Raw genomic sequence first — 23,659 nt, forward strand, 5'->3', positions numbered from 1 at the left:
GTAAAATATCCAATTGAATGAATAGAAAATTATCCTACGTAATTGCTACACTACTAGCTATTACAATTGCGAGTTGTGGCGCATCACAATCTAAAGTTGCCAGTAAGGCAAGTGCCTCAAAATCTGCAAAAAAAGACAAGAAAGGTGCCATAAAACCTTATGGCAAAGTAATCACAAAAGAAGCAAAAACAGACGAAGGTCTCTTTACCGTACATAAACTAGACGGCAAGTACTTTTATGAGATTCCAGACACGTTGATGGGTCGCGAGATGCTTATGGTCACTCGTATTGCAAAGACTGCCACAGGACTTGGCTTTGGGGGAGGAAAACAAAACACCTCTGTACTACGCTGGGAAGTAAAAGATAAAAAGGTATTACTACGTGTGGTGTCACATCAAATTTATGCCGCAGACTCACTTCCTATTTCTGAGGCTGTAAAGAACAGTAATTTTGAGCCAGTGCTGTATGCTTTTGATGTAAAGGCATATAAGAAGGATTCTGTTTCTGGCAATAAGAATATTGTGATAGACGCGAGCCCTTTATTTGAAACAGATGTTAAACCACTCGGTTTACCACAGAGACGTCGCAAAAGTCTTAAGGTTTCTAAGCTAGATGCAAAGCGCTCTTACATAGATACAATAAGAAGTTACCCGCAAAATATAGAAGTACGTACCGTAAAGACATACAGCGGTAGTGCATTACCGTCTAATAATGCTACAGGTACACTCTCACTTATGATGAGTAACTCTATGATTTTATTACCAGAAGTACCTATGCAACGCCGTATGTTTGATGAGCGTGTAGGGTGGTTTGGCCGCGGGCAAACAGATTACGGTCTAGACTTACAAAAAAGTAAAACCATACGTTACTTAGACAGATGGAGACTAGAAGTTAAGGACGAAGATATGGCAGCCTTTAAAAGAGGTGAGCTTGTTGAGCCTAAAAAGCAAATCGTTTATTATATAGATAGAGCAACACCAAAAAAATGGGTGCCATATATCAAACAAGGTATAGAAGACTGGCAAGTAGCTTTTGAAGCTGCTGGATTTAAAAATGCCATAATCGCGGCAGATCCTCCTTCTGTAGAAGAAGATCCAGACTGGAGCCCAGAAGATGTACGTTATAGTGTAGTGCGCTACCTTGCGTCTCCTATTCCTAATGCAAATGGACCACACGTGAGTGATCCTAGATCTGGAGAAATTTTAGAAAGTGATATAAACTGGTACCATAATGTTATGACCTTATTACATAACTGGTACTTTGTACAGACAGCAGCGATTAATCCAGAAGCAAGATCTAACGAGTTTAAAGATGCGATTATGGGACGATTGATTCGTTTTGTGAGTTCTCACGAGGTAGGTCACACACTAGGTCTTCCTCACAATATGGGAAGTAGTGTAGCATATGCTGTAGATGATTTACGTAATCCTGAGTTTACAAAAAAGTATGGAACAGCACCTTCTATTATGGATTATGCTCGTTTTAACTATATCGCACAACCAGGTGATGGTGATGTTGCCTTGATGCCTAACATAGGTATCTACGACAAGTATGCTATTAAGTGGGGATACCGCCCTATACTTGAGGCAAAAAGTGCAGAAGATGAAAAGAAAACCTTAGACAGCTGGATACTAGAGCACGCTGGAGACCCTATGTACCGTTTTGGGAGACAGCAGTTTGGAGTCATAGACCCTAGTTCTCAAACAGAAGATCTAGGTGATGATGCTATGAAAGCAAGTGCTTATGGTATTGCAAACCTTAAACGTATTGTACCTAACCTTATCACTTGGACTGCAGAAGAGGGCCAAAACTATGATGAGCTAGATAAAATGTATGGTCAAGTACTCTCTCAGTATAACCGCTATATGGGTCACGTTGCCGCAAATGTAGGTGGTGTGTATGAGATGTATAAAACCTATGATCAAGATGGAGCTGTATACACACACGTACCTAAAGAGAAACAAAAAGAAGCACTTACCTTCTTACAAGAAAATCTTTTTGAGACACCAGAGTGGTTACTAGACACAAACATTTTTGATAAAATAGAAAATGCAGGTAGTGTAGAACGTATAAGACGTTTCCAGACTAGAACGCTTAACAACCTTCTAGATTTTGGAAGAATGGGACGTATGCTAGAGAACGAAACTCTTAATGGCAACAGTGCATATACCTTTATGGATATGATGGAAGATACTCGTGATGGCCTCTTTAGTGAGTTAAAGTCAAGAAGTACCATAGACATCTACCGCCGTAACTTACAGCGTGCATATGTAGAGCGTCTAGCATACTTAATGACTAGAGAGCAAGGAGCTTCTAGCCGTTTTAGCACTAGAACTTCTATTGATGTAAGCCAGAGTGACATTAGAGCCGTAGTACGTGCAGAGCTTAAAGATCTTAAAGGTGATTTACAAAACAGCAGACTGCGTGATCGTATGAGTCGCATACACACAGAAGATCTTGTAGAGCGCATCAATTTAATACTTGACCCTAAATAAGGGATAATTTACCCCTAAGATTTCCCCTTCACATATAAGCCGGCTGTCATTGACAGTCGGCTTTTTTTTATGTAAAAAATTCTCGTTACCAGACTACTCTAGAGTTCATAAATTACTGAAGATATATACGCTTTCGCGAAAGCGTAACAAATCACAAATAAATCCTAAAAATAAAAATGGATTAAACTTTGTGCATTTTACACAGTCATATAAGTGTTCAGTAATTAAAAAAATAAAGAATATGAAAAAGTTAATAATGGCATTTTTAGTACTAGCTACTATATCAATGTCTGCACAAAGAGGACCAAGAGGCGGAGAAGACAGAAAAGGAAAAGACCTTACTGTAGAACAAATGGCTACGCTTAAAACTAAGAAAATGACCCTAGCACTTGCTCTAGACAATAATCAGTCTAAAAAAGTGTATAACGTACTACTTGCACAAGCAAAAGACCGCAAGCAAGCGATGGAAGCTCGCAAAGCTCAAACAGAAAAACCTGAGCTTACAAAAGAGCAAAAATTTGCTAAGACAAATGAACGTCTAGATAAACAAATAGCTATGCAACAAGAGATGCAAAGTATCTTATCTGAAGACCAATTTAAGCAGTTTAAGAAGATGAGCGCAAAGCGCAAAGGTGAAGGAAGACGCGGTGGCAAACGTGGTAGAGGCCAGCGTGGCAAATAATGTTTTTATTGATTGATTAATTTGGTTTGAGAACGGCATCCTTTAGTTAGGATGCCGTTTTCTTTTTTATGTAAACTTATAAGGTTTTACTCACCTTTGCTACAGCAGCAATTGTATCATCAAGATCTTGATAAGACAGTGCATCGTTTAAAAACCAGCTCTCATACGCACTAGGTGCTATATAAATACCCTCTGCAAGTAAACCGTGAAAGAATTTTTTAAAGGTATCATTATCCCCAGCGGCCGCTGTTTTAAAATCTACTACAGTCTCTTTTGCAAAGTGCACAGAGATCATAGACCCTAGTCTATTTATTGTAAATGTTACACCGCTTTCTGTAAGTGCCTGTTCTATACCTTTATGTAGGTACTCGGTCTTGTCTTTAAGGCTTGTAAATACTTCTGGGTTCTCATTAAGTTCTGTAAGCATTGCAAGACCTGCTGCCATCGCTAGCGGGTTACCACTAAGTGTACCGGCTTGGTAAACTGGCCCTTCTGGTGCGAGGTGACTCATAATCTCTGCTCGAGCTGCAAATGCTCCTACAGGTAGACCACCTCCTATTACTTTTCCAAAGGTTACAATATCTGCTCTTACATCCATAAGTTCTTGAACACCTCCTTTTGCAAGACGAAAACCTGTCATCACCTCATCAAATATAAGTAAGGCACCATTTTCATCACATAGCTCACGAAGTCCTTGTAAGAAACCTTCGGCTGGGAGTATGCACCCCATATTACCTGCAACAGGCTCTATGATAATGGCCGCAATCTCTCCAGGGTTTGCTGCAAAAAGCGCTTTTACTTGATCAAGATTATTATAGTCTGCTAGTAAAGTATCTTTTGCCGTACCGGTAGTTACTCCCGGACTATTAGGAGACCCAAAAGTCACTGCCCCACTACCTGCTTGTATTAAAAACGAGTCAGAGTGACCGTGATAGCAACCTGCAAATTTTATAATTTTCTCTCTTCCAGAAAATCCTCTAGCAAGTCGTACAGCACTCATACAAGCCTCTGTACCACTATTTACAAATCGTATTTTATCTATCCCTGGCACCATTGAGATAGCAAGCTCTGCTATTTTTGTCTCTATCTCTGTAGGCATTCCAAAAGAGGTTCCTTTTTGAGCTTTTTGTACTACGGCATCTACCACAGGCTTATGTGCGTGACCTAGTATCATAGGCCCCCAAGATGCGATATAGTCTATAAGCTTGCGACCATCTTCGTCATATAAATAAGCTCCTTTTGCTTCTTTTATAAAAACAGGGTCACCACCTACAGATTTAAAAGCTCTTACTGGGCTGTTTACTCCACCTGGTATTACTTTTTGAGCCGCTACAAATAACTCACTACTTCTTTTATAAATCATATGCTGTATGTTTCACTCCGCTAGAGTGTTTCTTTATTCTACGTTTGTGACAATTATCTAGTAACCTCTATCAAAAGGCTTGATGTATATCACCTGTCCTTCAAAGATGTTATCGCCATCGATACCATTCCATTTCTTAAGGTCATCTACGGTAACTTTATACTTCTTTGCTAGTCGAAAAAGTGTTTCTCCCTTTCTAACTGTATGCTGGTTGTTATTATCTGTAACCTTATCATAATCTTCTACAGCTTTACCTAGCACTTCACCATCATAGGTATAAAGTTTATAACGTTCTATGAGACTTATTAATTTTTGAGGATACTTTTTATCTGTAGCATATCCTGCTCTACGTAGTCCTTTTGCCCACCCTTCATAATCGTCTTTTGGGAGTTTAAAAAGGTCTGTGTATCGCTTGCGTCCAGTTAAGAATAAAGAGTGATCTCTATATGAGAATTTTGGTAAGCTATATTTTCTAAAACACTCGCCTTGTGTATCGTCATCGTGATATACTTTTTGACCTTTCCAGTCGTGACATTTTATACCAAAATGATTATTTGCCTTTTGCACAAGCTCTCCTTTTCCTGCTCCAGACTCTAGAATTCCTTGTGCCAGTGTGATAGAGGCTGGTATGCCGTAAAGCTCCATCTCTTCTTTTGCTATGGCAGCATATTGCTCTATATAACCATCTACTCCGCCTTTTGGTACAGGATTTACACCATTATCAAGATTATCATCTGGTGTTGCAGCTTCCTCTACGTCGAGCTCAGAATTTGTTCTTACAACAGTACGTGTCTTTTTTACACGTTTTGTACTACGTGTTGCTTTTTTTGAACCCCCACAACCTACTGAGAGCAATCCTATTACTAGAACGACTAATATTCTTTTTAACATAAATCTATTGTATGAGTGGGAGTCCCTTTTTTGCAAGTCGAGTATTCATACCCGAGATGCCCTGTAAACCTCCCGTATGAATGGCTAAAATACGAGAATTCTCTGGGAAATACCCACGATTCATCAAGTCTGAAAGCCCAAAAAGCATCTTACCCGTATACACAGGATCAAGCGGAATCCCGTATGCTTCCTTAAAATCATTTATAAAAGTGATTAACTCTCTATTTACTTTTGCATATCCTCCACAATGATAGTCGGCTATGATTTCCCATTGCTCACTATCCACATATTGTGCTACTTCATCACGAACCCAATCTCCTTTTAGCGCGGGAAAGCCTAGTACCTTTTGATGTTTACCCGCACTATTTATGATACCAGATATCGTACCTGCCGTTCCTATAGGGCAACTTATATAATCAAACTGACTATCCTCTGTAGTTAGAATCTCTTCACACCCTTTTATTGCAAGCGCATTTGTGCCTCCTTCGGGTATAATAAATGGGTTATTAAAGGTTTTTTTTACGCTTTCGCGAAAGCGTAATTTATCTTTCTCCTTATACTCAGCCCTAGTAACAAAATAAAATTCCATCCCACAAGAGTGAGCAAATGCAAGCGTAGGGTTTTGAGCTAGTGTTTTTTTAAGATCACGGCCCAACTCCTCACCTCTTATAACACCTACGGTTTTAAACCCTTCTAGTTTACCCGCCGCCGCGGTAGCAGCAATATGATTTGAGTATGCACCACCAAAGGTGAGCAATGTATCGTGACCAAGTGCTCTGGCTTGAAGTAGGTTATACTTAAGTTTTCTAAACTTATTACCAGAAACGGTGGGGTGTAACTCGTCCTCACGTTTTATGTAAAGCGTACAGCCATTTTGCTCAAAGACAAATTGATTTTTTGAAGTAAAATTCACAAGTTTATAAATAGGCTATAAAGCTCCAGAACGGGCGTTCTCTAAGATAATTAATTTCACACTCACGAGCATAAGCCTCTCGCTCAAAACTTATATTAAGATATGCCACATAATTATCTCTATACTGTATAAGCCTATATAGGTACTCTATTGCATACCATATAAAGAAAGGAATCACCAGCATCTCGGCTTGCTGTCTTATGTGTATTTTTTCGTGATTAATAAATACCTCATCCTTTTTGAGATCTGATGTGCGCATCACAATAAATGGCCAGAGTGTAACTCCCACAAAGCGCCTGCGCAACAAGTATTTATTTACAACAAAAAACATAAGTCAAAAGTACTTTAATATCTTTTTTAAAAAACAACGCCGGCCATATATTTATCTACCGCATTGTTAACAGGTTAAGCAGTATTCAAAGTTTGTGCCGTATCCTTATCTTTGTATATGTCTTACTTAAAAAAACATATCCCTATAGAAGACGGCGACTATTACTTAACGCCAGAAGGCTATAGATGTTTTACAGAACAGTATCATCTCAAAAGAGGATACTGTTGTGAGAGTGGCTGCCGTCATTGCCCTTATGGCTATAGTAAAAAGACAAATACTCAAAATGGATAGACTGCTACTCTTATATCGTAAGTGTGTTTATAGAAGCTACCATAGAGTAGATATACGTTATCCATAGTGTGTGAGTAAGAGTTTTTAAACTAGTACTTACTTAATATCACTACTTATGACATTTCAACAACAAATACTTGAAGGGATTCCTGCAGTACTTCCTACACAAAAGGAATATGACCCAGCTATAAACCACGCCCCAAAAAGAAAAAAGATACTCTCTCCTAGTGAAGAGAAACTAGCACTTCAAAACGCCCTGCGCTATTTTGAACCCCAGCATCACGCAACACTATTACCTGAATTCAAAAATGAACTAGAAACGTATGGCCGCATTTATATGTATCGTTTTGCGCCAGAATATAAGATATATGCGAGACCTATAGAAGAATATCCGGCTCAATCTAAGCAAGCGGCAGCTATTATGCTTATGATTCAAAACAATCTAGATCACGCTGTGGCACAGCACCCGCTAGAGCTTATCACTTATGGTGGTAATGGAGCAGTTTTTTCAAACTGGGCTCAGTATCGCCTCACGATGCAATACCTCGCTCAGATGACAGATGAGCAAACGCTGGTTATGTACTCTGGTCACCCTATGGGCTTGTTCCCATCTCACAAAGAAGCACCTAGAGTAGTTGTCACAAACGGAATGATGATTCCTAACTACAGCACACCAGACGACTGGGAAAAATACAACGCACTAGGTGTCACCCAGTACGGCCAGATGACGGCTGGCAGTTATATGTACATAGGTCCTCAAGGCATTGTACACGGCACCACAATTACTGTTCTTAACGCTTTTAGAAAAATAGGCAAATCACCCAAGGGAGGTATTTTTGTCACTTCTGGACTAGGCGGTATGTCTGGGGCACAACCTAAGGCTGGTAATATTGCAGGCTGTATCACCATATGTGCAGAAGTAAATAAAAAAGCGGTACACACTAGGCACTCACAAGGATGGGTAGATGAAATAATTGATAACACAACAGCTCTCGTTACCCGTGTACAGCAGGCACAACTTGATAAGGAGACGGTCTCCATCGCATATCACGGTAATGTGGTAGAAGTATGGGAGGCCTTTAATGAGCACAATATAAAGATTGATATAGGTAGCGATCAGACCTCTTTACATAATCCTTGGGCTGGTGGTTACTACCCTATGGGATACACTGTTGAGGAGGCAAATGATATGATGGCAAATGATGTAGAGCGCTTTCGCGAAAGCGTAAAAACCACCCTTTGTCGTCACGCCGCAGCAGTAAATGCACACACCGCAAAGGGCACCTACTTTTTTGATTACGGAAATGCTTTTTTACTAGAATCCAGCCGTGCAGGAGCAGATGTACTCGCCGAAAATGGCATTGACTTTAAATACCCCAGCTATGTACAAGACATAATGGGACCTATGTGTTTTGATTACGGTTTTGGCCCCTTTAGGTGGGTTTGCGCTTCTGGAAAGGAAGAAGACCTTGCAAAAACTGATGCTATAGCCTGCGCTGTTCTGGAAGAACTAGCAGTAAATGCTCCAGCAGAAATACAACAGCAATTACAAGATAACATCACCTGGATACAAGGTGCACAACAAAACAAGCTCGTAGTAGGCTCACAAGCACGTATACTGTATGCAGACGCAGAGGGACGTGCAAAAATTGCACAAGCCTTTAACGATGCTATTGCTCGCAACGAGATAGGATTAGTTATATTAGGTCGTGATCATCACGATGTATCTGGTACAGACTCTCCGTACCGCGAGACGAGTAATATCTATGACGGCAGTCGCTTTACGGCAGATATGGCAATTCACAATGTAATAGGTGATAGCTTTAGAGGAGCTACCTGGGTGAGTATTCACAATGGTGGTGGTGTAGGCTGGGGAGAAGTTGTAAATGGTGGTTTTGGTATGGTAATTGATGGTAGTAAGGAAGCCGAAAGACGCTTACAATCAATGCTTTTCTGGGATGTAAACAACGGAATTGCAAGAAGAAGTTGGGCTCGTAATGAAGGTGCTGTTTTTGCCATAAAAAGAGCAATGGAAATCGAACCAAATCTTAAGGTCACCATACCAAATATTGTAGAAGAAGATTTATTTAATAACATTTAAAAAAAACTACTATGAAAGCATTAAGACTTTTACCCTTACTAGGAGCCGTATTATTACTGGCTTCTTGTAGCACTGTGCGCGTAGCATCAGACTACGACAAAGACACAAACTTTAGTGATTACAAAACATTTGCCTTCTACAAGCCAGGTATAGATAAAGCAGAGATATCTGATCTTGATAAAAAACGTGTGCTACGCGCCGTAGAGGCACAAATGCTCGCAAAAGGTTTTACAAAATCTAGCAACCCAGCTGTGCTTGTAAGCATCTTTACAAAAGCAAAAGAGCGTGTGGATGTATATCAAAACAACTTTGGCTTCAACGGCGGTTGGGGCTGGGGAGGCGGCTTCTGGGGCGGCCCTTGGGGATGGAATAACGGCTTTAATAGCAATACCGTCTCAAGAACTACACAAGGAACATTGTACATAGACCTTATAGATGCAAATAAGAAACAACTTATATGGCAAGGGCAAGGTACAGCACCACTCGTATCTGGAGATGTAAACAAACGTGAGGAGCGTATTAACCTCATCGTACAAGAAATTATGGAAGTATACCCTCCACAAGTAGCGGGTAACTAATCCATAGTTTAATAGTAACAATAAAAAAAGCACCCAGATGGGTGCTTTTTTTATTACTCACGCTAGGCGTCCTAGTAAGCAATTAACTCTTCTATCTTTTTCTTTACCTTCTCAGTACTAGGTATCATCGTTTGTTCTAACACACAATTGAGCGGTATTGCTGGCATATTTTCAGATCCTATGAGCATTACTGGCGCATCTAGATATTGAAAACATTCTTCTTGTATACTTCCTTGCAGTCCTCTGCTAAAGCCATTATTAGAAGGCTCTTCTGTTATAACAAGACACTTGCCACATTTTTTTACAGACTTAAATACCGTCTCATAATCTAGTGGATGTAATGTTCTTAAATCTACCACCTCAACGCTATCTTGCAGCCCTAGCTCTGCACTAGCATTCATAGCCCAGTGCACACCCATACCGTAAGTGATGATAGAAATTGTTTCTTCATCTTCTTGCTTCCAAATTTCTTGCAGCACATTTGCTTTCCCAAAAGGAAGTACATAATCTTCATCTGGCATTACAGATGTAGCGCCTTGCGTTCCTTTTACCTTAGACCAGTATAGCCCTTTGTGCTCAAAAATCACAACTGGGTTAGGATCATAGTAAGCCGCCTTAAGAAGTCCTTTAAGGTCTGCTCCATTAGAAGGATATGCAATTTTGAGACCACGTATATTAGTCACCACACTCTCAACAGAAGATGAGTGATACGGCCCTCCAGAACCATAAGCTCCTATAGGTACTCTCAAAATCATTGAGACTGGCCATTTACCATTACTCAAGTAACACGATCGAGACACCTCTGTAAATAGTTGATTGAGGCCCGGCCATATATAATCTGCAAATTGAACTTCTACGATAGGCTTGAGCCCTACGGCGCTCATCCCTACTGTAGACCCTACGATAAAAGCTTCTTGTATAGGTGTATTAAAAACACGGTTATCACCAAATTTTTGAGCAAGTGTCGCCGCTTCTCTAAAAACACCTCCCAGTCTACCTCCTACATCTTGACCATACATCAAGCATTCTGGATGTTTACGCATAAGCTCCTCTACGGCAAACAATGCACAGTCTACCATCACTACCTTTTCTCCATCCTTTGGAGAGCGCTCGCCACGCTCTTCGGTGATTGGTGTGGGAGCAAAGTCGTGTGTAAATAAATCTGCTGGAACTGGATCTTCGGCTTGTTGTGCTTTGTCAAAATCTTTTTGGACTTCCGCTTTCGCGAAAGCGGTCATATCCTCAATCTCTTTTTTATCAAATCCATTATTGAGTAGTAGCTCAATCATTTTTGGATACGGGTCGCGGCTTTGTGCCTCTTCTAAATCATCTCTGTACCACTCCATACGCACACCAGAGGTATGGTGATTAAGCAGGGGAACTTTTGCGTGTACTAAAAATGGTCTACGCTCTGTCCTGATGGTCTTAATGACCTTCTCGAGCGTCGTGTAACTCTCTTTAAAATCTGTCCCGTCTATAGTTACTGCCTCAAGACCGTGAAAACCTTGTGCGTACTCAAATGCATTTTGAGCACGAGTCTCGGCAGCATTTGCAGAAATGTCCCAGCCGTTATCTTGCACTAAATATAAGATAGGTAACTGCTTGAGCGCTGCCATCTGGAATGCTTCGGCGATTTCACCCTCAGTCACAGATGCATCTCCTAGTGAGCAAACTACAAAAGGGGCTTCTGTGCTGGAAATTGCACTTTCTGTCTCATTGAGCGCAGTCGACAGTTTTTCAGACAGTCCTTCTTTATAATAAAAACCCATTGCAACACCCGTTGCTGGTATGGCTTGCATACCTGTAGCACTACTCTGGTGTGGTATTTTAGGCTTATCATCATCTCGTAAACTTGGGTGTGAGTAATACGTACGCCCCGCCGAAAATGGATCATCCTTTTTTGCTAGCACTTGTAACATTAACTCATAAGGCTTCATCCCTATGGCAAGAAGCATACTATCATCTCTGTAGTAAGGAAAAGCATAATCTTGCGGTTGCAACTGCATCCCTATAGCGGTTTGTATCACCTCGTGACCACGGCTTGTAGCGTGTACATACTTTGATACCACCTTAAAATTTTCTTCATATAACTCTGTGAGTGCTTTCGCCGTACTTACGTTATGAAATGCTTTTTTTAATACCTCTTTATTCATCTTACAATGTATTAATGTGCTGTAGTAAACTATTATTAAAGTACCGGTGTCATCCAGTTAAAAGGGTCTTCGCCTCCTGTTTTGATATCGTTAAGCATATCATTTACCGCCTTACCTACAGGGAACTCTGTAGAAACAGGTATTACATCATCACCCCAACCTATTTCTTGTATATGAGCAATACCTACTGCAGTACCTGTACCAAAAGCTTCTTCAAGCGTTCCTTGTGCTGCAGCTTCTTTTATTTCTTGTATCGATATTTTACGCTCTGTAACCGTATAGCCTTTGTGCTTTAAAACATCTATCACACTTTTACGAGTGATACCGTGCAGCACAGACCCGTCTAGCGTAGGCGTTATAAAGTTGCCATCTACTTTAAAGAAAATATTCATTGTACCTACCTCTTGTATATAGGCGTGCTCTTGTGCATCTAGCCATAGCACTTGATCATACCCTTTAGACTTTGCAATCTCTGTAGGGCGTATGGCGGCAGCATAATTTCCTGCGGCTTTTGCCTCTCCAGTTCCTCCACTGGCAGCACGTATATAATGCTTTTCTGCCCAAAGCTTTACAGGCTTTGTAAAAAATGGTCCTGCTGGTGAGCCTATGATGATAAACTTATAACTAGTGGCTGCGCGCATCCCTATAAAAGGTTCATCTGCATACATAAATGGTCTTAAGTATAATGCACTACCATCTACCGGCGGAATCCAGTCTTGCTCCATACTAACTAGCGCTTTTAAACCGTCTACAAAAAGATCTTCTGGAAATGCCGGCATCCCCATACGCTCTGCACTCGCGTTAAGACGGGCAGCATTTTCATATGGTCTAAAAAGTAGGGGTTCACGCTTTCGCGAAAGCGTACTCTTCATCCCTTCAAAAATTGCTTGACCATAATGAAGCGCCATTGCTGCTGGGTGTGTAGGTATCATTGCTAAAGGCTCTACACGGGGGTTTTGCCACTTACCATCTTCATAATCACAGATAAACATATGATCTGTAAAGGTTCTTCCTAGTGGGATGTTATCAAAATCTATACTCGCTAGTTTAGAATTTGTTGTTTTTGTGACTTCTATTTTCATAGCAATAGGTTTTTACCGCCGCGTTATGCAGTGGTGTGCTGGTTGGTTTTTATAATGCTCTAGTGGTATCAAACTGCTCGAGATGGTCTGCTATTTTACGCAAGAAACTCCCGCCCAGATAACCATCTACTATACGGTGGTCAAAACTTAGAGACAGGTACATCATCTGGCGTATCTCTATGGTGTCGCCTTCTGGGCGTTCCATTACCTCAGCTCTTTTCTTAATAATCCCTGTGGCAAGAATGGCCGCCTCTGGCTGGTTTATAATAGGTGTTCCCATCACGCTCCCAAAGGTCCCTACATTACTTATGGTAAAGGTGCTCCCTTTTACATCATCACCTCCTAGTTTATTTTCTCTAGCTAGTGACGAAAGTCTGTTTACCTCTGCTGCGATTTCTACAAGGTTTTTTTGATTTGCATTTTTTACTACTGGTACAATTAAGTTTCCAGAGGGTAATGCAGTCGCCATCCCTATATTTATATCTTCTTTGACAATGATATTTTTACCATCTACAGATACGTTTATCATTGGGAACTCTTCGACGGCTTTTGCTACGGCTTCTACAAAAAGAGGTGTAAACGTAAGACGCTCACCGTGTTTTTCTTGAAAGGCAACCTTATTATCGTTGCGCCATTGTACCATCTCTGTTAAATCTGCCTCTACATATGCGGTCACGTGCGGGCTGGTATGCTTACTGTAGACCATATGATCTGCAATCATCTGGCGCATACGGTCCATCTCTACTATTTTACCTTTACCCTTATCGAGTTTGAGATTTGGTATTTTATAAGCATCTGGATCTGGTTGAGCTACTGGCTGTGCAAATTGAAATGGTCTACCATCATCTATATATTGCATTATATCTTTCTTTCTTAATCTGCCTTTAGTACCCGTACCAGGTATTCTAGCGATTTCTTCATAAGATATATGATGCTTGCGCGCAATACTATCTATAAGCGGACTCACAAAAACATTCTCGTTTGAGACAATTGCTCTTCTAGCTGGTGCTACTTTTGGTTTTGCTTGTTTTTTTGGTGCTTGCGCTTTAGTAGGCTGCGCTTCTTTCTTTTCTGAAGGGTTGATAGCTTTTTCTGCATCTCCTCCTTGTGCTAGATAGGTTGCGATAGGCTCGCCTACAGCAACAACGGCATTTGCATCATAAAGGTGCTTTTGCATCACTCCTGCGCTGGTAGCAGGCACCTCGTTATCTACTTTATCTGTAGCAATCTCTACAAGGATATCACCTTCTTCAAAAGATTCACCCTCGGCAACAAGCCAGTTTATGATGGTTCCCTCTGTGATAGACTCTCCCATTTTGGGCATTAATAAAGATGTAGCGCTCATAAGTATAGGTATTTCTATATCCATACAAATTACTACAGAATAAGCTAATTTTATTTATAAAATCTACCTTATACTTTCATAATAGAATAAACCACTATCTTATCTTATTAATTGTTTTTTTATTCTAAATAGCTCATCTTTACAGTCTAAATAAAGTGATTTATTATGCGACTAGATGCTACAGACCAGCAATTACTCATATTACTACAAGAGGATTCTAACCAAACGGTAAAAGCCCTGGCAGAAAAGCTAGGTAAGTCTACAACGCCCATTTTTGAACGTATTAAAAAGTTAGAAAAAGAAGGATTGATAGATGGCTACTCTGCTCGTATAAATGCAAAAAAAGTTGGGCTTAAACAAACCGTCTTTATCGCTATATCGCTGCAAGGACATACGCGTAGCTACCTAGAGAAATTTGTTAATGAGATAAACGGCTTTCCAGAAGTAATAGAATGTCACCGTGTGAGTGGAGGTTTTGACTACCTACTCAAACTTGTGGTTGAAGATATAGAAGCCTATGAGCGCTTTATCATCACAAAGCTTACCCTGCTCCCATACATAGGTAATTTACAAAGTCACATTGTACTATCCAGTAGTAAGGAAACTAATAGGCTAGACTTGAGCTCCTTGTTTTAGTTTTCTTTTCTAAAGTCTTGCAGCGTTTTATAAAAATCTTCTTGCTCTGGTCTGTCTAGGGGTATCTCTAGTAAAGGCTCCACCTCTCTTAAGCTCTCGTGACAGTCTGCAGGTAACTGCTGGTATAACCTTGTTCCTGCAGTTTTCCAAGCTATCATTTGATCTGTAACCTCTTTAATAGCCTTTGCAGGATTTCCTACGATGAGCTGGCGAGATTCAAAAACACTTTCGGCTTTTACAAATGCCATTGCACCTACTATACATTCATCACCTATAACGGCATCATCCATAATCACGCTATTCATCCCTATCAAGCAGTTACGCCCTAAGTTTGCTCCGTGTATGACGGCTCCGTGACCTATATGTGCGCTTTCGCGAAAGCGTATACTCTTACCTGGAAACATATGTACGGTACAGTTTTCTTGTACGTTTACACCATCTTCAAGAATGATCTCACCCCAATCACCACGTATTGCTGCTCCAGGACCTATGTAGCAATTTTTACCAATAATTACATTACCAGTAACCGCAGCCAGCGGATGCACAAAACTAGACTCGTGAACCACGGGAATGTGTCCTTTAAATGAATAGACCATATGCTAAAGTTGTTTTAAAATGGAACTCTAAAATAGAAAGAGTTGTTAGCTTTAAGATAAAAATACGACGTATTTAAAAACGAGAAGGATTATGAAAGGAGAAACAAGCATATATAACACTACAAAAGAAAGGATTCACTTATTACGATTTGCAAATAAAGAAGTAATAAATAACGAGACCGAAAAACGTAAAAGATCGCTAGCACTTATTAGAGCTATGCGCTTAGGCAATCTCTTTAAAAACAAAGTCTCCATATACTTTAGAGATTCATTAAACCGTCTTATAAAAGTAAACACAACCATTTGGGGTGTTACCCAGAAGGATGTCATACTTAAAAAAGGAACACTCATCCCTATACATAGTATAGAGCGCGTAGAGTAATATAATCCTCAAACGCTTATTTAAAGCGTTTGAGGGTTTCTTTTGTAAAGTCTGATAATACGAGTTTTCCAGATATAGCAGCACGCTCTGCAAGTAGCTCATCCCAGTGCTCTGTACCAGCCCACATCATCTTTTTCATCTCACGCATTGCCTCTGGATTATACTTGCACAGATTTTCGGCAGTGGTTTGTACGGCAGCATCTAGCTCTTCTGTACTATCATAAACGTGTGCATATAACCCTTTTTGCCTTGCCCACTCTGCATCATAAAAAGTATTTGCATCGATAGCGATTTGAGACATCCCTGTAAGCCCTAATTTACGCTCTACAGCTGGACCTACCACAAAAGGGCCTATCCCTATGTTTAGTTCGCTCAGTTTTATACTGGCAAATTTACTAGCCATACAGTAGTCTGTAGCACTAGCAACACCTACGCCGCCACCTACAGTTTTACCTTGCACGCGACCTATAATAAACTTAGGACACTTGCGCATTGCATTAATCACATTTGCAAAGCCCGAGAAAAACACACGTCCCGTCTCTTTATCGTTAATACTTATAAGCTCCTTAAAACTTGCTCCTGCACAAAAAGTACGGTCACCTCCAGATTTAAGTACAATTACTTTTACGTCATCATTTTCACCAGCTTCTTTTATAGTCAAGGCTAGTTTTGCAAGTATATCACCTGGTAAACTATTATGCGCTGGGTGAAAAAACTCAATCGTTGAAATTCCGTTTTCTATATGTTCTTTTACGTGTGGATCACTCATATTGTAAAATTACTATTATCGTTGCTTGTAAAAATCACAGGCAATACGTTTATTAATCTATAAGGTTAAATTGTTCAAAGTGGTGATTAAGGTGCTTGCGCTCCATTAAGTACCACTCATATTTGTTAAGCTCGCCAAAGACTGCATTGTTAGTCGTGGCCTTTTTATTCTTCTTGTAAAAATCTAGATATGCCTTTCTTGCGTCTAGCATCGCTTTTTTTGCTTCATCTAGGTCTTTGTGTTGTAAAGCCGGTTGAATTCCTGCTTCATATAGCGGGAAGTTGTAATCTCTAGGCATTTTATTATAATCCCAGAGTGTCGCAGCCACCTTGTCAAGTACTTTATCTGGTGTGGCCACCTCAAAATCTTGTATTTCACCAGCGGCTATACGGTAGGTTAACTCAAGGTGCTCTACCATTTGTTGTGGCGTCATTGTTCCCCAGACTGGCTTTGTATCTTCATTAAGTTTTGAGAGACAAGTATCAATGCGACTCTCTGTCATCTCAACAAAGGTAGTTTGTTTCTTTTCTACCATTGTAAGGATGGTCGCCACTGCTACTAGCGCCTCTGCCTCTTCATCTGTCTTTCCATTTTCATAATCTACTGGCTCTGCGTCAAACACCTCAACATACCATTTTACAATACCGCTAGGGTGCTCCCTACCGCTCACATCTCTCTCACGCTTTTCCTTACAGGTAAGGCGCACATAGATGGTATCATTGTGATATAACGGTCTCAAGAAGCGAATATCTTCAAGCCCATAGTTTGCACTCACCGGACCTTTATTAGGATACACAAATAATCCTGCAGCAGCCGAAATAATAAAGTAACCGTGCGCTGTTCTTTTCTCAAAGATACTTCCATCTAAACTTGTAATATCAGTATGTGCATAAAAGTGATCCCAGGTAAGGTTTGCAAAATTCTGTATATCATTATCAGTAATCGTACGCTTATGAGTTTTTAAACTCATCCCTGGTTTAATATCTTCATAATGGTATGCAAAAGGATGCTGTTCTGCCTCCTTGTAATCTCCATTAGGCTGGTAGATACCTGTAATTTCCGTAAGGCTTGTAGGGCTTCCCTGCACGGCACAACGTTGCATATAATGTTTTATACCACGTATTCCTCCCATCTCTTCACCTCCACCGGCACGACCTGGACCTCCGTGTACCAGTAATGGTAATGGTGAGCCGTGACCCGTACTTTGTGGCGCACTGTCGCGGTTAAGTGTTAATATTCTTCCGTGGTGTGATGCTGCTTCTATGGTGTACGCTTTCGCGAAAGCGTCATCTGCAGTAACCACGCTACTCACAAGAGACCCCCTACCCATCTGGGCGAGTTCTATAGCTTCCTCCACACCGTTATATGGCATAAGTGTCGTTACAGGGCCAAAGGCTTCAATCTCGTGCACCTGCGTATTTTTAAACGGATTATTTTCACGCATCACAATAGGGCTCATAAAAGCACCCTTTGCTCCGTCTGCACCCATCGCCTCTATGGTATCTGTAGATCCATACACCATATCTGCTGTTTGGGCTATTTTGGCAATTTGCGTTTTTATAGCATCACGCTGGTCATTATTAATGAGGGCTCCCATTCTTACCTCACGCAATTTTGGATCTCCTATAACCGTGCGTTCTAGCTGTTTGCCTAGAGCAATCTGCACATCTTCCATCAAGTTTTCTGGTACAATCACACGGCGTATTGCCGTACATTTTTGACCACACTTAGACGTAATCTCTTTACGTACCTCCTTAATAAAAATAGCAAACTCTGGTGTACCCGGTACAGCGTCTGGACCAAGTATTGATGCGTTAAGACTATCTGCCTCCATTGTAAAAGGCACACTCTCTTCTGTAAGTCTAGGATGTACTTTTAACTTTCTCCCAGTATGCGCGCTTCCAGTAAAGGTTACCACGTCTTGACTATTTACGGTATCTAGTATAGATGTTGTAAGACCTGAGAGTAATTGTAAAGACCCCTTAGGTAATATACCGCTGTTTATAATCTCTCTCACAACAGCCTCTGTTAAGAAAGCGGTTTGTGGTGCTGGTAACACAACTGCTGGCATACCTGCCATCCAGTTTACAGCACATTTTTCTAACATACCCCATACAGGGAAGTTAAAAGCGTTAATATGAACCGCAACACCTTTTTTTGGAACCAAAATATGGTGCGCCATAAAACGCCCACCTCTTGATAAATCTATTGCATCACCTTCTACAGCATAGCTTTGATCTGGAAAGAGCTTACGCAAGCTAGCATTTGCAAAGAGGTTTCCAAAACCTCCTTCTATATCTACCCAGCTATCTGCTCTTGTTGCTCCGGTTTTGTAACTAATCTCATAAAACTGCTCCTTGCGCTTGTTAAGGTAAAGCGCCAGTTTTTTAATCATATTACCACGCTGCTGAAAGGTCATATCTCGTAACGCCTTTCCATTATCACGTCCAAATTGTAATGCACTGGCAATATCTAAACCTTCGGTACTTGTGAGACCTATTATATCTCCAGTGATGGCGTCATACATATTACGTGTATTGCTGTCATCACCTTTTACCCAATGGCCATTTATATAAGATTCTAAAATCATAAAACGCTCGTTTTTGAAATCGGAAACTGAAATCGATATCAGCGCCGATGTTATTCTTTTTTTTGCTTTCGCGAAAGCGGTCTACCCTCGTATTACAATCGAGTAGGAATTATAGTACTAAACAGCCATATTTTCGATCACTGCGGCATAGCCTTGACCTACACCTATACACATTGTCACAAGTGCATAGCGTTTCCCTTTTTCTTTAAGCTCTACAGCCGCCGAATATGCAATACGCGCCCCTGTTACACCTAGCGGATGACCTATTGCGATAGAGCCTCCGTTAGGGTTTATTCTCGCATCATCATCTGCCAGTCCCCACTCACGTATACAAGCTAGAGCTTGTGAGGCAAATGCTTCATTAAGTTCTATAACATCCATATCTTCAAGTGTAAGACCTGCTTTTTGAAGCGCCTTGTTTGAAGCTTGTACTGGACCTATTCCCATAATGCGTGGCTCGACACCTACTACTGCAGAACTTACAATTCTTGCAAGTGGTGTAAGGCCATATTTTTTTACAGCAGCTTCACTTGCTACAATGGTTGCAGCTGCACCATCATTAAGTCCTGAGCTGTTACCTGCGGTTACACTTCCGCCCTCCTTTTTAAAAGCTGGACGAAGCTTTGCAAGCACTTCCTTTGAGCTATTAGGCTTTATAAATTCGTCATCCTTAAAGATGATGGGATCTTTTTTACGCTGTGGGATTTCTACAGGTACAATTTCCTTTGCTAGACGGCCATTTTTTTGAGCTGCTGCAGCTTTCATCTGGCTGTGATATGCAAAGGCATCTTGATCTTCACGTGAGATGTTATATTTTTCTACAAGATTTTCGGCAGTGGTTCCCATTCCATCTACTCCGTATAGTTCTTTCATCTTTGGGTTTATAAAACGCCACCCAAAAGTCGAGTCATACATCTTACTATCACCACCAAAAGCTGTAGAAGGCTTCGCCATCACATACGGGCCACGTGTCATATTTTCTACACCACCAGAGATAAATAGGTCTCCGTCTCCAGCTTTTATAGCTCGGTTTGCGTGTATAATGGCCGAAAGTCCAGAACTACATAAACGATTTACGGTCTCTCCAGGTACGGTAAAAGGTAGTCCAGCAAGTAGCAAACTCATACGCGCTACATTACGGTTATCTTCTCCAGCCTGGTTTGCACACCCCATAATGACATCGTCATATGCTTCTTTTGGGATATTTGGGTTACGTTTTACGACCTCGCGTATCACTTGCGCTCCCAAATCGTCTGTGCGCACAGCACTTAATGTTCCTTTATAATTTCCTATAGGAGTACGAACTCCGTCTATGATATATGCTTCCATATTTTGAAATTGAAGTCGAAATCGAAGTCGAAATCGAAGTTCTTTTTTTATTATTTAATCTATTTCCCAATCTTTTGAAGTACGATATACTACCCCTTTAAAAAGTGCAACAAGCTCATCACCTCTTTTAATTTCAACAATATTAAAACCTACTTTAGTTTTCTGGAGATTTACTGTTGCCTCTGCAGTGATGTAATCTCCTTCTTCTAAAGCTTCTATATGATTTATACTTGTCTCAATAGACACGGCATATTTTCCGTGCGTGTTTGCAGTAAATCCAAAAGCCGTATCTGCCAGTGAGTAACTTATCCCACCGTGAGCCTTGCCCATACTGTTAAGCATCTCCTTGCGTATAGTCATCCCCACTTTTACAAAACCTACTTGTGCCTCTATAATCTCAATACCTAGCCAACTGCTGTATGCGTCTTGAGATAACATTTTATAAGGTATTTGGGCTCCAGTCATAATAGCATCTAGATTAGGCAAAAAATTGTTTTCCCTCTTTTTCCATCCTTCTTAAAAGGGGGCTACATCTGTATCTATCTTCTCTATACTCATCATACAGAGCATCCATTTTTTGCACACACCAGCTTATTCCTTTCTCATCTGCCCAGGCTAGTAACCCTTTTGGGTAGTTTACCCCTTTGGTCATCGCGTTATCTATATCTTCGGCACTTGCTACATTCCAGAACAAGGCATCTGCTGCTTCGTTAATAAGCATTACTAGAATACGCTCAAAAATTGCTTCCTTATCTTGAGTAGCTATTGCTGCTTGTGATGACGCTTTCGCGAAAGCGTTATCTGCCTCGACATTTTTATAATCATAATAACCGCGTCCCGATTTACGACCTAGATATCCCGCCTGGCTATATCGCTGTTGGGTAAAAGACGGCTTGTATCTTGGATCTTGATAAAAGGCATTAAACACGGTTTCTGTAACCGTATAATTTACATCGTTACCTATAAAATCCATCAACTCAAAAGGTCCCATACGGAAACCTCCCACACTTTTCATAGCTGCGTCTATGGTTGCAAAATTTGCCACACCTTCTTCATACATACGTAACGCCTCCCCATAAAATGGTCGTGCAACGCGATTTACAATAAACCCTGGAGTATCTTTTGCGATGGCTACAACTTTTTTCCAACGTGTAATTTCGGCAACGCAAGCGTCTAAAACGTTTTGTGCGGTTTGTACCGCAGGTATCACCTCAACTAGCTTCATTAATGGCGCAGGATTAAAAAAGTGAATCCCAATGCAACGCTCTGGATTTTGCAATGATGCTGCAATAGATGCGATAGAAAGACTTGAAGTGTTTGAGGCTATTATCGCTGTGTCAGAAACGTAGGTTTCTAACTCTTGAAATACTTTTTTCTTGACCTCCAGATTTTCTACAATAGCTTCAATGGTAAGGTCTGCGTTTGCTAACTCTTTAAGCGCAGTAACATACGTAATATTAGCTTGTATTCTATCTTTTTCTGAGGCGTCTATGCGTCCCTTCTCTATAAGACGTTTGAGTACTTTTTCTAGTGCTGCCTTTGCTTTATCAAGCGCCTCTTGATTTACATCAAAGAGTTTTACATCACAACCAGCAGTTGCAGCTACTTGAGCAATGCCAGAACCCATTGTACCAGCGCCTATAATTCCTATGTTATTTATCATTAACAATGCTTATTTTTTGAACACCGAATATCGATTAATGAATATCGAATGCAGAAGTTTTTCTCACTCGTATAAAAACGGTTCGTCAGTCTTTACTTCCCTTTAAAAACCGGGCGTCTTTTATTTACAAAAGCGTCTACCCCTTCTTTGAAATCTTCACTCTCTGATGCTTCTATTTGTAATTTACCTTCTAGCGCAAGTTGATCTTCAAGATTATTAGTCATAGATACATTAAGTAATCTCTTGGTGAGACCTATTGCCTTTGTAGGCATTTGTGCTAGTGTCACTGCAGTCGTTGTTACAGTATTATTAAACTCGTCTAGCGTAGTTACCTTATAAATCATACCCATCTTCTCTGCCTCTGTTGCAGAGATTTTATCACCCAGCATCATCAATGCGCTTGCTTTACCAAAACCTATGAGCCTAGGCAAGAAAAACGTACCTGCACTATCTGGCACAAGTCCTATCTTGCTAAAGGCTTGTATAAAACTCACCTTCTCGTGTGCTATAACAATATCACAGGCTAGTGCAATATTTGCCCCAGCTCCAGCGGCAACACCATTTACAGCAGCAATGATAGGTTTCTCAATCGCTCGTATTTTTTCTATAATCGGGTTGTAGTGCTCTTCTAGTATTTTCTTAAACCCTGGATTTAATTCTGGATCTGTAATTTCTTTTAAATCTTGACCGGCACAAAATGCCTTACCACTACCGGTGAGAACAATAGCTCTTACTTGTGTATCCTTATTACAAGCATCTAACTCATCTTGCAGTAAGAATGCCATCTCACGGTTAAAACTATTAAATACTTCTGGACGATTAATGGTGAGCGTTGCTACACCATTCTCTATTGATTTCTGTATACTACTCATATAACAAAGAATCCCGCTGCTGCGGGAATTATTTTAAACATTTAAAATAGTCAAAAGGTTCTTGGCACGTATCACATTTAAACAATGCTTTACAGGCGGTAGACCCAAACTGACTGACCAAATGTGTCTCTGTAGAGCCACAGTTGGTACATTTTACTATCTTCTTATTTCCCAGCAGGGCTTCTTTATCTGCTTCTGGAGATAATGGTGCTGCAATACCGTATTTTTCAAGCGCTTCTCTGCCACGTGGAGTTATCCAGTCTGTGGTCCAGGCCGGAGCGAGTACGAGCTGGATTTTTGCGGTTTTTCCCGCTTTCGCGAAAGCGGAAACAATATCATCTCCTATAACATCCATTGCAGGGCAACCGGAGTAAGTAGGTGTTATTTTTACACGTACAATACCGTCTTGCTCTATTGCCTCGCGTACCACACCCATATCCATAATAGACAACACAGGAATCTCTGGATCGCTTACTCCTTCAAGTATTGAGATCAAATGCGGTTGTATGTTTTGCGTTTCTAATATCAATTTTTAAATATCGAATAAAGAATAACAAATATGAAACGCCGAAGTAATACTTCGATGTTCAAAATTCA

At 40.6% G+C, this 23,659-nt stretch carries 22 protein-coding genes; 7 read left to right on the plus strand and 15 right to left on the minus strand.

Annotated features, from left to right (window positions below; all coding sequences use genetic code 11):
* Nucleotides 1-17 precede the first annotated feature (17 nt).
* Together ACJJVM_RS05215 and ACJJVM_RS05220 are read left to right on the plus strand one after the other, a co-directional pair.
* Entirely contained in the window at nucleotides 18-2,495 is a 2,478-nt protein-coding gene (locus tag ACJJVM_RS05215; protein ID WP_405211009.1) for a zinc-dependent metalloprotease, read from the plus strand.
* A gap of 241 nt (nucleotides 2,496-2,736) precedes the next feature.
* Complete coding sequence (locus tag ACJJVM_RS05220) at nucleotides 2,737-3,177, plus strand: hypothetical protein (RefSeq protein WP_298353315.1); 441 nt, start codon at nucleotides 2,737-2,739, stop codon at nucleotides 3,175-3,177.
* A 76-nt stretch (nucleotides 3,178-3,253) separates the two neighbouring features.
* On the opposite strand, the gene hemL is transcribed toward ACJJVM_RS05220, so the two are convergent.
* Genes hemL through ACJJVM_RS05240 form a run of 4 tightly spaced genes read right to left on the minus strand, consistent with a single transcriptional unit; the run spans nucleotide 3,254 to nucleotide 6,675 of the window.
* Entirely contained in the window at nucleotides 3,254-4,540 is a 1,287-nt protein-coding gene (hemL, locus tag ACJJVM_RS05225) for a glutamate-1-semialdehyde 2,1-aminomutase (RefSeq protein ID WP_405211010.1), read from the minus strand.
* Between the two features lie 57 nt (nucleotides 4,541-4,597).
* On the minus strand, nucleotides 4,598-5,431 hold the full coding sequence (locus tag ACJJVM_RS05230; protein WP_405211011.1) for a glucosaminidase domain-containing protein: 834 nt from the start codon (nucleotides 5,429-5,431) through the stop codon (nucleotides 4,598-4,600).
* A gap of 4 nt (nucleotides 5,432-5,435) precedes the next feature.
* The gene (locus ACJJVM_RS05235; protein ID WP_405211012.1) at nucleotides 5,436-6,344 is read right to left on the minus strand and encodes a 1-aminocyclopropane-1-carboxylate deaminase/D-cysteine desulfhydrase; all 909 of its coding nucleotides are present in this window, start codon (nucleotides 6,342-6,344) and stop codon (nucleotides 5,436-5,438) included.
* 4 nt (nucleotides 6,345-6,348) lie between these two features.
* Nucleotides 6,349-6,675 (minus strand): hypothetical protein, encoded by a 327-nt coding sequence (locus tag ACJJVM_RS05240; protein WP_405211013.1) that lies wholly within the window; start codon nucleotides 6,673-6,675, stop codon nucleotides 6,349-6,351.
* A gap of 117 nt (nucleotides 6,676-6,792) precedes the next feature.
* Between ACJJVM_RS05240 and ACJJVM_RS05245 the strand changes: the two genes are divergently transcribed.
* The 3 genes from ACJJVM_RS05245 (at nucleotide 6,793) to ACJJVM_RS05255 (ending at nucleotide 9,645) form a co-directional block, all read left to right on the plus strand.
* Nucleotides 6,793-6,966, plus strand: a complete 174-nt coding sequence (locus tag ACJJVM_RS05245; RefSeq protein ID WP_298353301.1) for a DUF5522 domain-containing protein — start codon at nucleotides 6,793-6,795, stop codon at nucleotides 6,964-6,966.
* 115 nt (nucleotides 6,967-7,081) lie between these two features.
* On the plus strand, nucleotides 7,082-9,067 hold the full coding sequence (locus ACJJVM_RS05250) for a urocanate hydratase (RefSeq protein WP_405211014.1): 1,986 nt from the start codon (nucleotides 7,082-7,084) through the stop codon (nucleotides 9,065-9,067).
* Nucleotides 9,068-9,078: 11 nt separating this feature from the next.
* The gene (locus tag ACJJVM_RS05255) at nucleotides 9,079-9,645 is read left to right on the plus strand and encodes a DUF4136 domain-containing protein (RefSeq protein WP_038599275.1); all 567 of its coding nucleotides are present in this window, start codon (nucleotides 9,079-9,081) and stop codon (nucleotides 9,643-9,645) included.
* A gap of 71 nt (nucleotides 9,646-9,716) precedes the next feature.
* Here the strand turns inward: ACJJVM_RS05255 and ACJJVM_RS05260 are convergent, their stop codons facing one another.
* The 3 genes from ACJJVM_RS05260 to ACJJVM_RS05270 are packed head-to-tail and all read right to left on the minus strand — an operon-like array spanning nucleotide 9,717 to nucleotide 14,225.
* Complete coding sequence (locus ACJJVM_RS05260) at nucleotides 9,717-11,798, minus strand: thiamine pyrophosphate-dependent enzyme (RefSeq protein ID WP_405211015.1); 2,082 nt, start codon at nucleotides 11,796-11,798, stop codon at nucleotides 9,717-9,719.
* Between the two features lie 35 nt (nucleotides 11,799-11,833).
* A complete protein-coding gene (locus tag ACJJVM_RS05265; protein WP_298353291.1) occupies nucleotides 11,834-12,880 on the minus strand; it encodes a branched-chain amino acid aminotransferase in 1,047 nt (348 codons plus the stop codon).
* A gap of 49 nt (nucleotides 12,881-12,929) precedes the next feature.
* Nucleotides 12,930-14,225: a dihydrolipoamide acetyltransferase family protein gene (locus ACJJVM_RS05270; protein WP_405211016.1), complete on the minus strand. Its 1,296-nt coding sequence runs from the start codon at nucleotides 14,223-14,225 to the stop codon at nucleotides 12,930-12,932.
* A gap of 165 nt (nucleotides 14,226-14,390) precedes the next feature.
* Here ACJJVM_RS05270 and ACJJVM_RS05275 point away from each other — a divergent pair, with 165 nt between their 5' ends.
* Nucleotides 14,391-14,861 (plus strand): Lrp/AsnC family transcriptional regulator, encoded by a 471-nt coding sequence (locus tag ACJJVM_RS05275; RefSeq protein ID WP_035327315.1) that lies wholly within the window; start codon nucleotides 14,391-14,393, stop codon nucleotides 14,859-14,861.
* On the opposite strand, the gene ACJJVM_RS05280 is transcribed toward ACJJVM_RS05275, so the two are convergent.
* Nucleotides 14,858-15,457, minus strand: coding sequence for a transferase hexapeptide repeat family protein (locus tag ACJJVM_RS05280; RefSeq protein ID WP_405211017.1), 600 nt, complete (start codon nucleotides 15,455-15,457; stop codon nucleotides 14,858-14,860). The genes ACJJVM_RS05275 and ACJJVM_RS05280 overlap by 4 nt on opposite strands.
* 91 nt (nucleotides 15,458-15,548) lie before the next feature.
* Here ACJJVM_RS05280 and ACJJVM_RS05285 point away from each other — a divergent pair, with 91 nt between their 5' ends.
* A complete protein-coding gene (locus tag ACJJVM_RS05285) occupies nucleotides 15,549-15,839 on the plus strand; it encodes a hypothetical protein (RefSeq protein WP_298353282.1) in 291 nt (96 codons plus the stop codon).
* A 16-nt stretch (nucleotides 15,840-15,855) separates the two neighbouring features.
* Here the strand turns inward: ACJJVM_RS05285 and ACJJVM_RS05290 are convergent, their stop codons facing one another.
* From ACJJVM_RS05290 to paaD, 7 genes are all read right to left on the minus strand, one after another.
* Nucleotides 15,856-16,608 carry an enoyl-CoA hydratase/isomerase family protein gene (locus tag ACJJVM_RS05290; RefSeq protein ID WP_299147542.1) on the minus strand — a complete coding sequence of 251 codons (753 nt, stop codon included), beginning with the start codon at nucleotides 16,606-16,608 and terminating at the stop codon, nucleotides 15,856-15,858.
* Between the two features lie 52 nt (nucleotides 16,609-16,660).
* The gene (gene paaZ / locus ACJJVM_RS05295; RefSeq protein WP_405211018.1) at nucleotides 16,661-19,198 is read right to left on the minus strand and encodes a phenylacetic acid degradation bifunctional protein PaaZ; all 2,538 of its coding nucleotides are present in this window, start codon (nucleotides 19,196-19,198) and stop codon (nucleotides 16,661-16,663) included.
* Nucleotides 19,199-19,315: 117 nt separating this feature from the next.
* Nucleotides 19,316-20,527: a 3-oxoadipyl-CoA thiolase gene (gene pcaF, locus ACJJVM_RS05300; protein WP_405211019.1), complete on the minus strand. Its 1,212-nt coding sequence runs from the start codon at nucleotides 20,525-20,527 to the stop codon at nucleotides 19,316-19,318.
* Nucleotides 20,528-20,581: 54 nt separating this feature from the next.
* Entirely contained in the window at nucleotides 20,582-20,992 is a 411-nt protein-coding gene (locus ACJJVM_RS05305) for a PaaI family thioesterase (protein ID WP_038599247.1), read from the minus strand.
* 13 nt (nucleotides 20,993-21,005) lie between these two features.
* Nucleotides 21,006-22,190: a 3-hydroxyacyl-CoA dehydrogenase NAD-binding domain-containing protein gene (locus ACJJVM_RS05310; RefSeq protein ID WP_405211020.1), complete on the minus strand. Its 1,185-nt coding sequence runs from the start codon at nucleotides 22,188-22,190 to the stop codon at nucleotides 21,006-21,008.
* 92 nt (nucleotides 22,191-22,282) lie between these two features.
* Nucleotides 22,283-23,062 (minus strand): enoyl-CoA hydratase-related protein, encoded by a 780-nt coding sequence (locus ACJJVM_RS05315; RefSeq protein ID WP_405211021.1) that lies wholly within the window; start codon nucleotides 23,060-23,062, stop codon nucleotides 22,283-22,285.
* A 28-nt stretch (nucleotides 23,063-23,090) separates the two neighbouring features.
* The gene (gene paaD / locus ACJJVM_RS05320) at nucleotides 23,091-23,591 is read right to left on the minus strand and encodes a 1,2-phenylacetyl-CoA epoxidase subunit PaaD (RefSeq protein WP_298353266.1); all 501 of its coding nucleotides are present in this window, start codon (nucleotides 23,589-23,591) and stop codon (nucleotides 23,091-23,093) included.
* Between the last annotated feature and the right edge of the window lie 68 nt (nucleotides 23,592-23,659).

The organism is Dokdonia sp. Asnod2-E02 (genome assembly GCF_045063915.1).
In the GTDB taxonomy this organism is placed as follows: Bacteria; Bacteroidota; Bacteroidia; order Flavobacteriales; family Flavobacteriaceae; genus Dokdonia.

What these genes read in the sequence shown, in the direction of transcription:
- ACJJVM_RS05215 (WP_405211009.1), top strand. Translation starts at nt 18, where the DNA reads ATGAATAGAAAATTATCCTACGTAATTGCTACACTACTAGCTATTACA.
- ACJJVM_RS05220 (WP_298353315.1), top strand. Translation starts at nt 2,737, where the DNA reads ATGAAAAAGTTAATAATGGCATTTTTAGTACTAGCTACTATATCAATG.
- hemL (WP_405211010.1), bottom strand. Translation starts at nt 4,540, where the DNA reads ATGATTTATAAAAGAAGTAGTGAGTTATTTGTAGCGGCTCAAAAAGTA.
- ACJJVM_RS05230 (WP_405211011.1), bottom strand. Translation starts at nt 5,431, where the DNA reads ATGTTAAAAAGAATATTAGTCGTTCTAGTAATAGGATTGCTCTCAGTA.
- ACJJVM_RS05240 (WP_405211013.1), bottom strand. Translation starts at nt 6,675, where the DNA reads ATGTTTTTTGTTGTAAATAAATACTTGTTGCGCAGGCGCTTTGTGGGA.
- ACJJVM_RS05245 (WP_298353301.1), top strand. Translation starts at nt 6,793, where the DNA reads ATGTCTTACTTAAAAAAACATATCCCTATAGAAGACGGCGACTATTAC.
- ACJJVM_RS05250 (WP_405211014.1), top strand. Translation starts at nt 7,082, where the DNA reads ATGACATTTCAACAACAAATACTTGAAGGGATTCCTGCAGTACTTCCT.
- ACJJVM_RS05255 (WP_038599275.1), top strand. Translation starts at nt 9,079, where the DNA reads ATGAAAGCATTAAGACTTTTACCCTTACTAGGAGCCGTATTATTACTG.
- ACJJVM_RS05260 (WP_405211015.1), bottom strand. Translation starts at nt 11,798, where the DNA reads ATGAATAAAGAGGTATTAAAAAAAGCATTTCATAACGTAAGTACGGCG.
- ACJJVM_RS05265 (WP_298353291.1), bottom strand. Translation starts at nt 12,880, where the DNA reads ATGAAAATAGAAGTCACAAAAACAACAAATTCTAAACTAGCGAGTATA.
- ACJJVM_RS05270 (WP_405211016.1), bottom strand. Translation starts at nt 14,225, where the DNA reads ATGAGCGCTACATCTTTATTAATGCCCAAAATGGGAGAGTCTATCACA.
- ACJJVM_RS05275 (WP_035327315.1), top strand. Translation starts at nt 14,391, where the DNA reads ATGCGACTAGATGCTACAGACCAGCAATTACTCATATTACTACAAGAG.
- ACJJVM_RS05280 (WP_405211017.1), bottom strand. Translation starts at nt 15,457, where the DNA reads ATGGTCTATTCATTTAAAGGACACATTCCCGTGGTTCACGAGTCTAGT.
- ACJJVM_RS05285 (WP_298353282.1), top strand. Translation starts at nt 15,549, where the DNA reads ATGAAAGGAGAAACAAGCATATATAACACTACAAAAGAAAGGATTCAC.
- ACJJVM_RS05290 (WP_299147542.1), bottom strand. Translation starts at nt 16,608, where the DNA reads ATGAGTGATCCACACGTAAAAGAACATATAGAAAACGGAATTTCAACG.
- paaZ (WP_405211018.1), bottom strand. Translation starts at nt 19,198, where the DNA reads ATGATTTTAGAATCTTATATAAATGGCCATTGGGTAAAAGGTGATGAC.
- pcaF (WP_405211019.1), bottom strand. Translation starts at nt 20,527, where the DNA reads ATGGAAGCATATATCATAGACGGAGTTCGTACTCCTATAGGAAATTAT.
- ACJJVM_RS05305 (WP_038599247.1), bottom strand. Translation starts at nt 20,992, where the DNA reads ATGACTGGAGCCCAAATACCTTATAAAATGTTATCTCAAGACGCATAC.
- ACJJVM_RS05310 (WP_405211020.1), bottom strand. Translation starts at nt 22,190, where the DNA reads ATGATAAATAACATAGGAATTATAGGCGCTGGTACAATGGGTTCTGGC.
- ACJJVM_RS05315 (WP_405211021.1), bottom strand. Translation starts at nt 23,062, where the DNA reads ATGAGTAGTATACAGAAATCAATAGAGAATGGTGTAGCAACGCTCACC.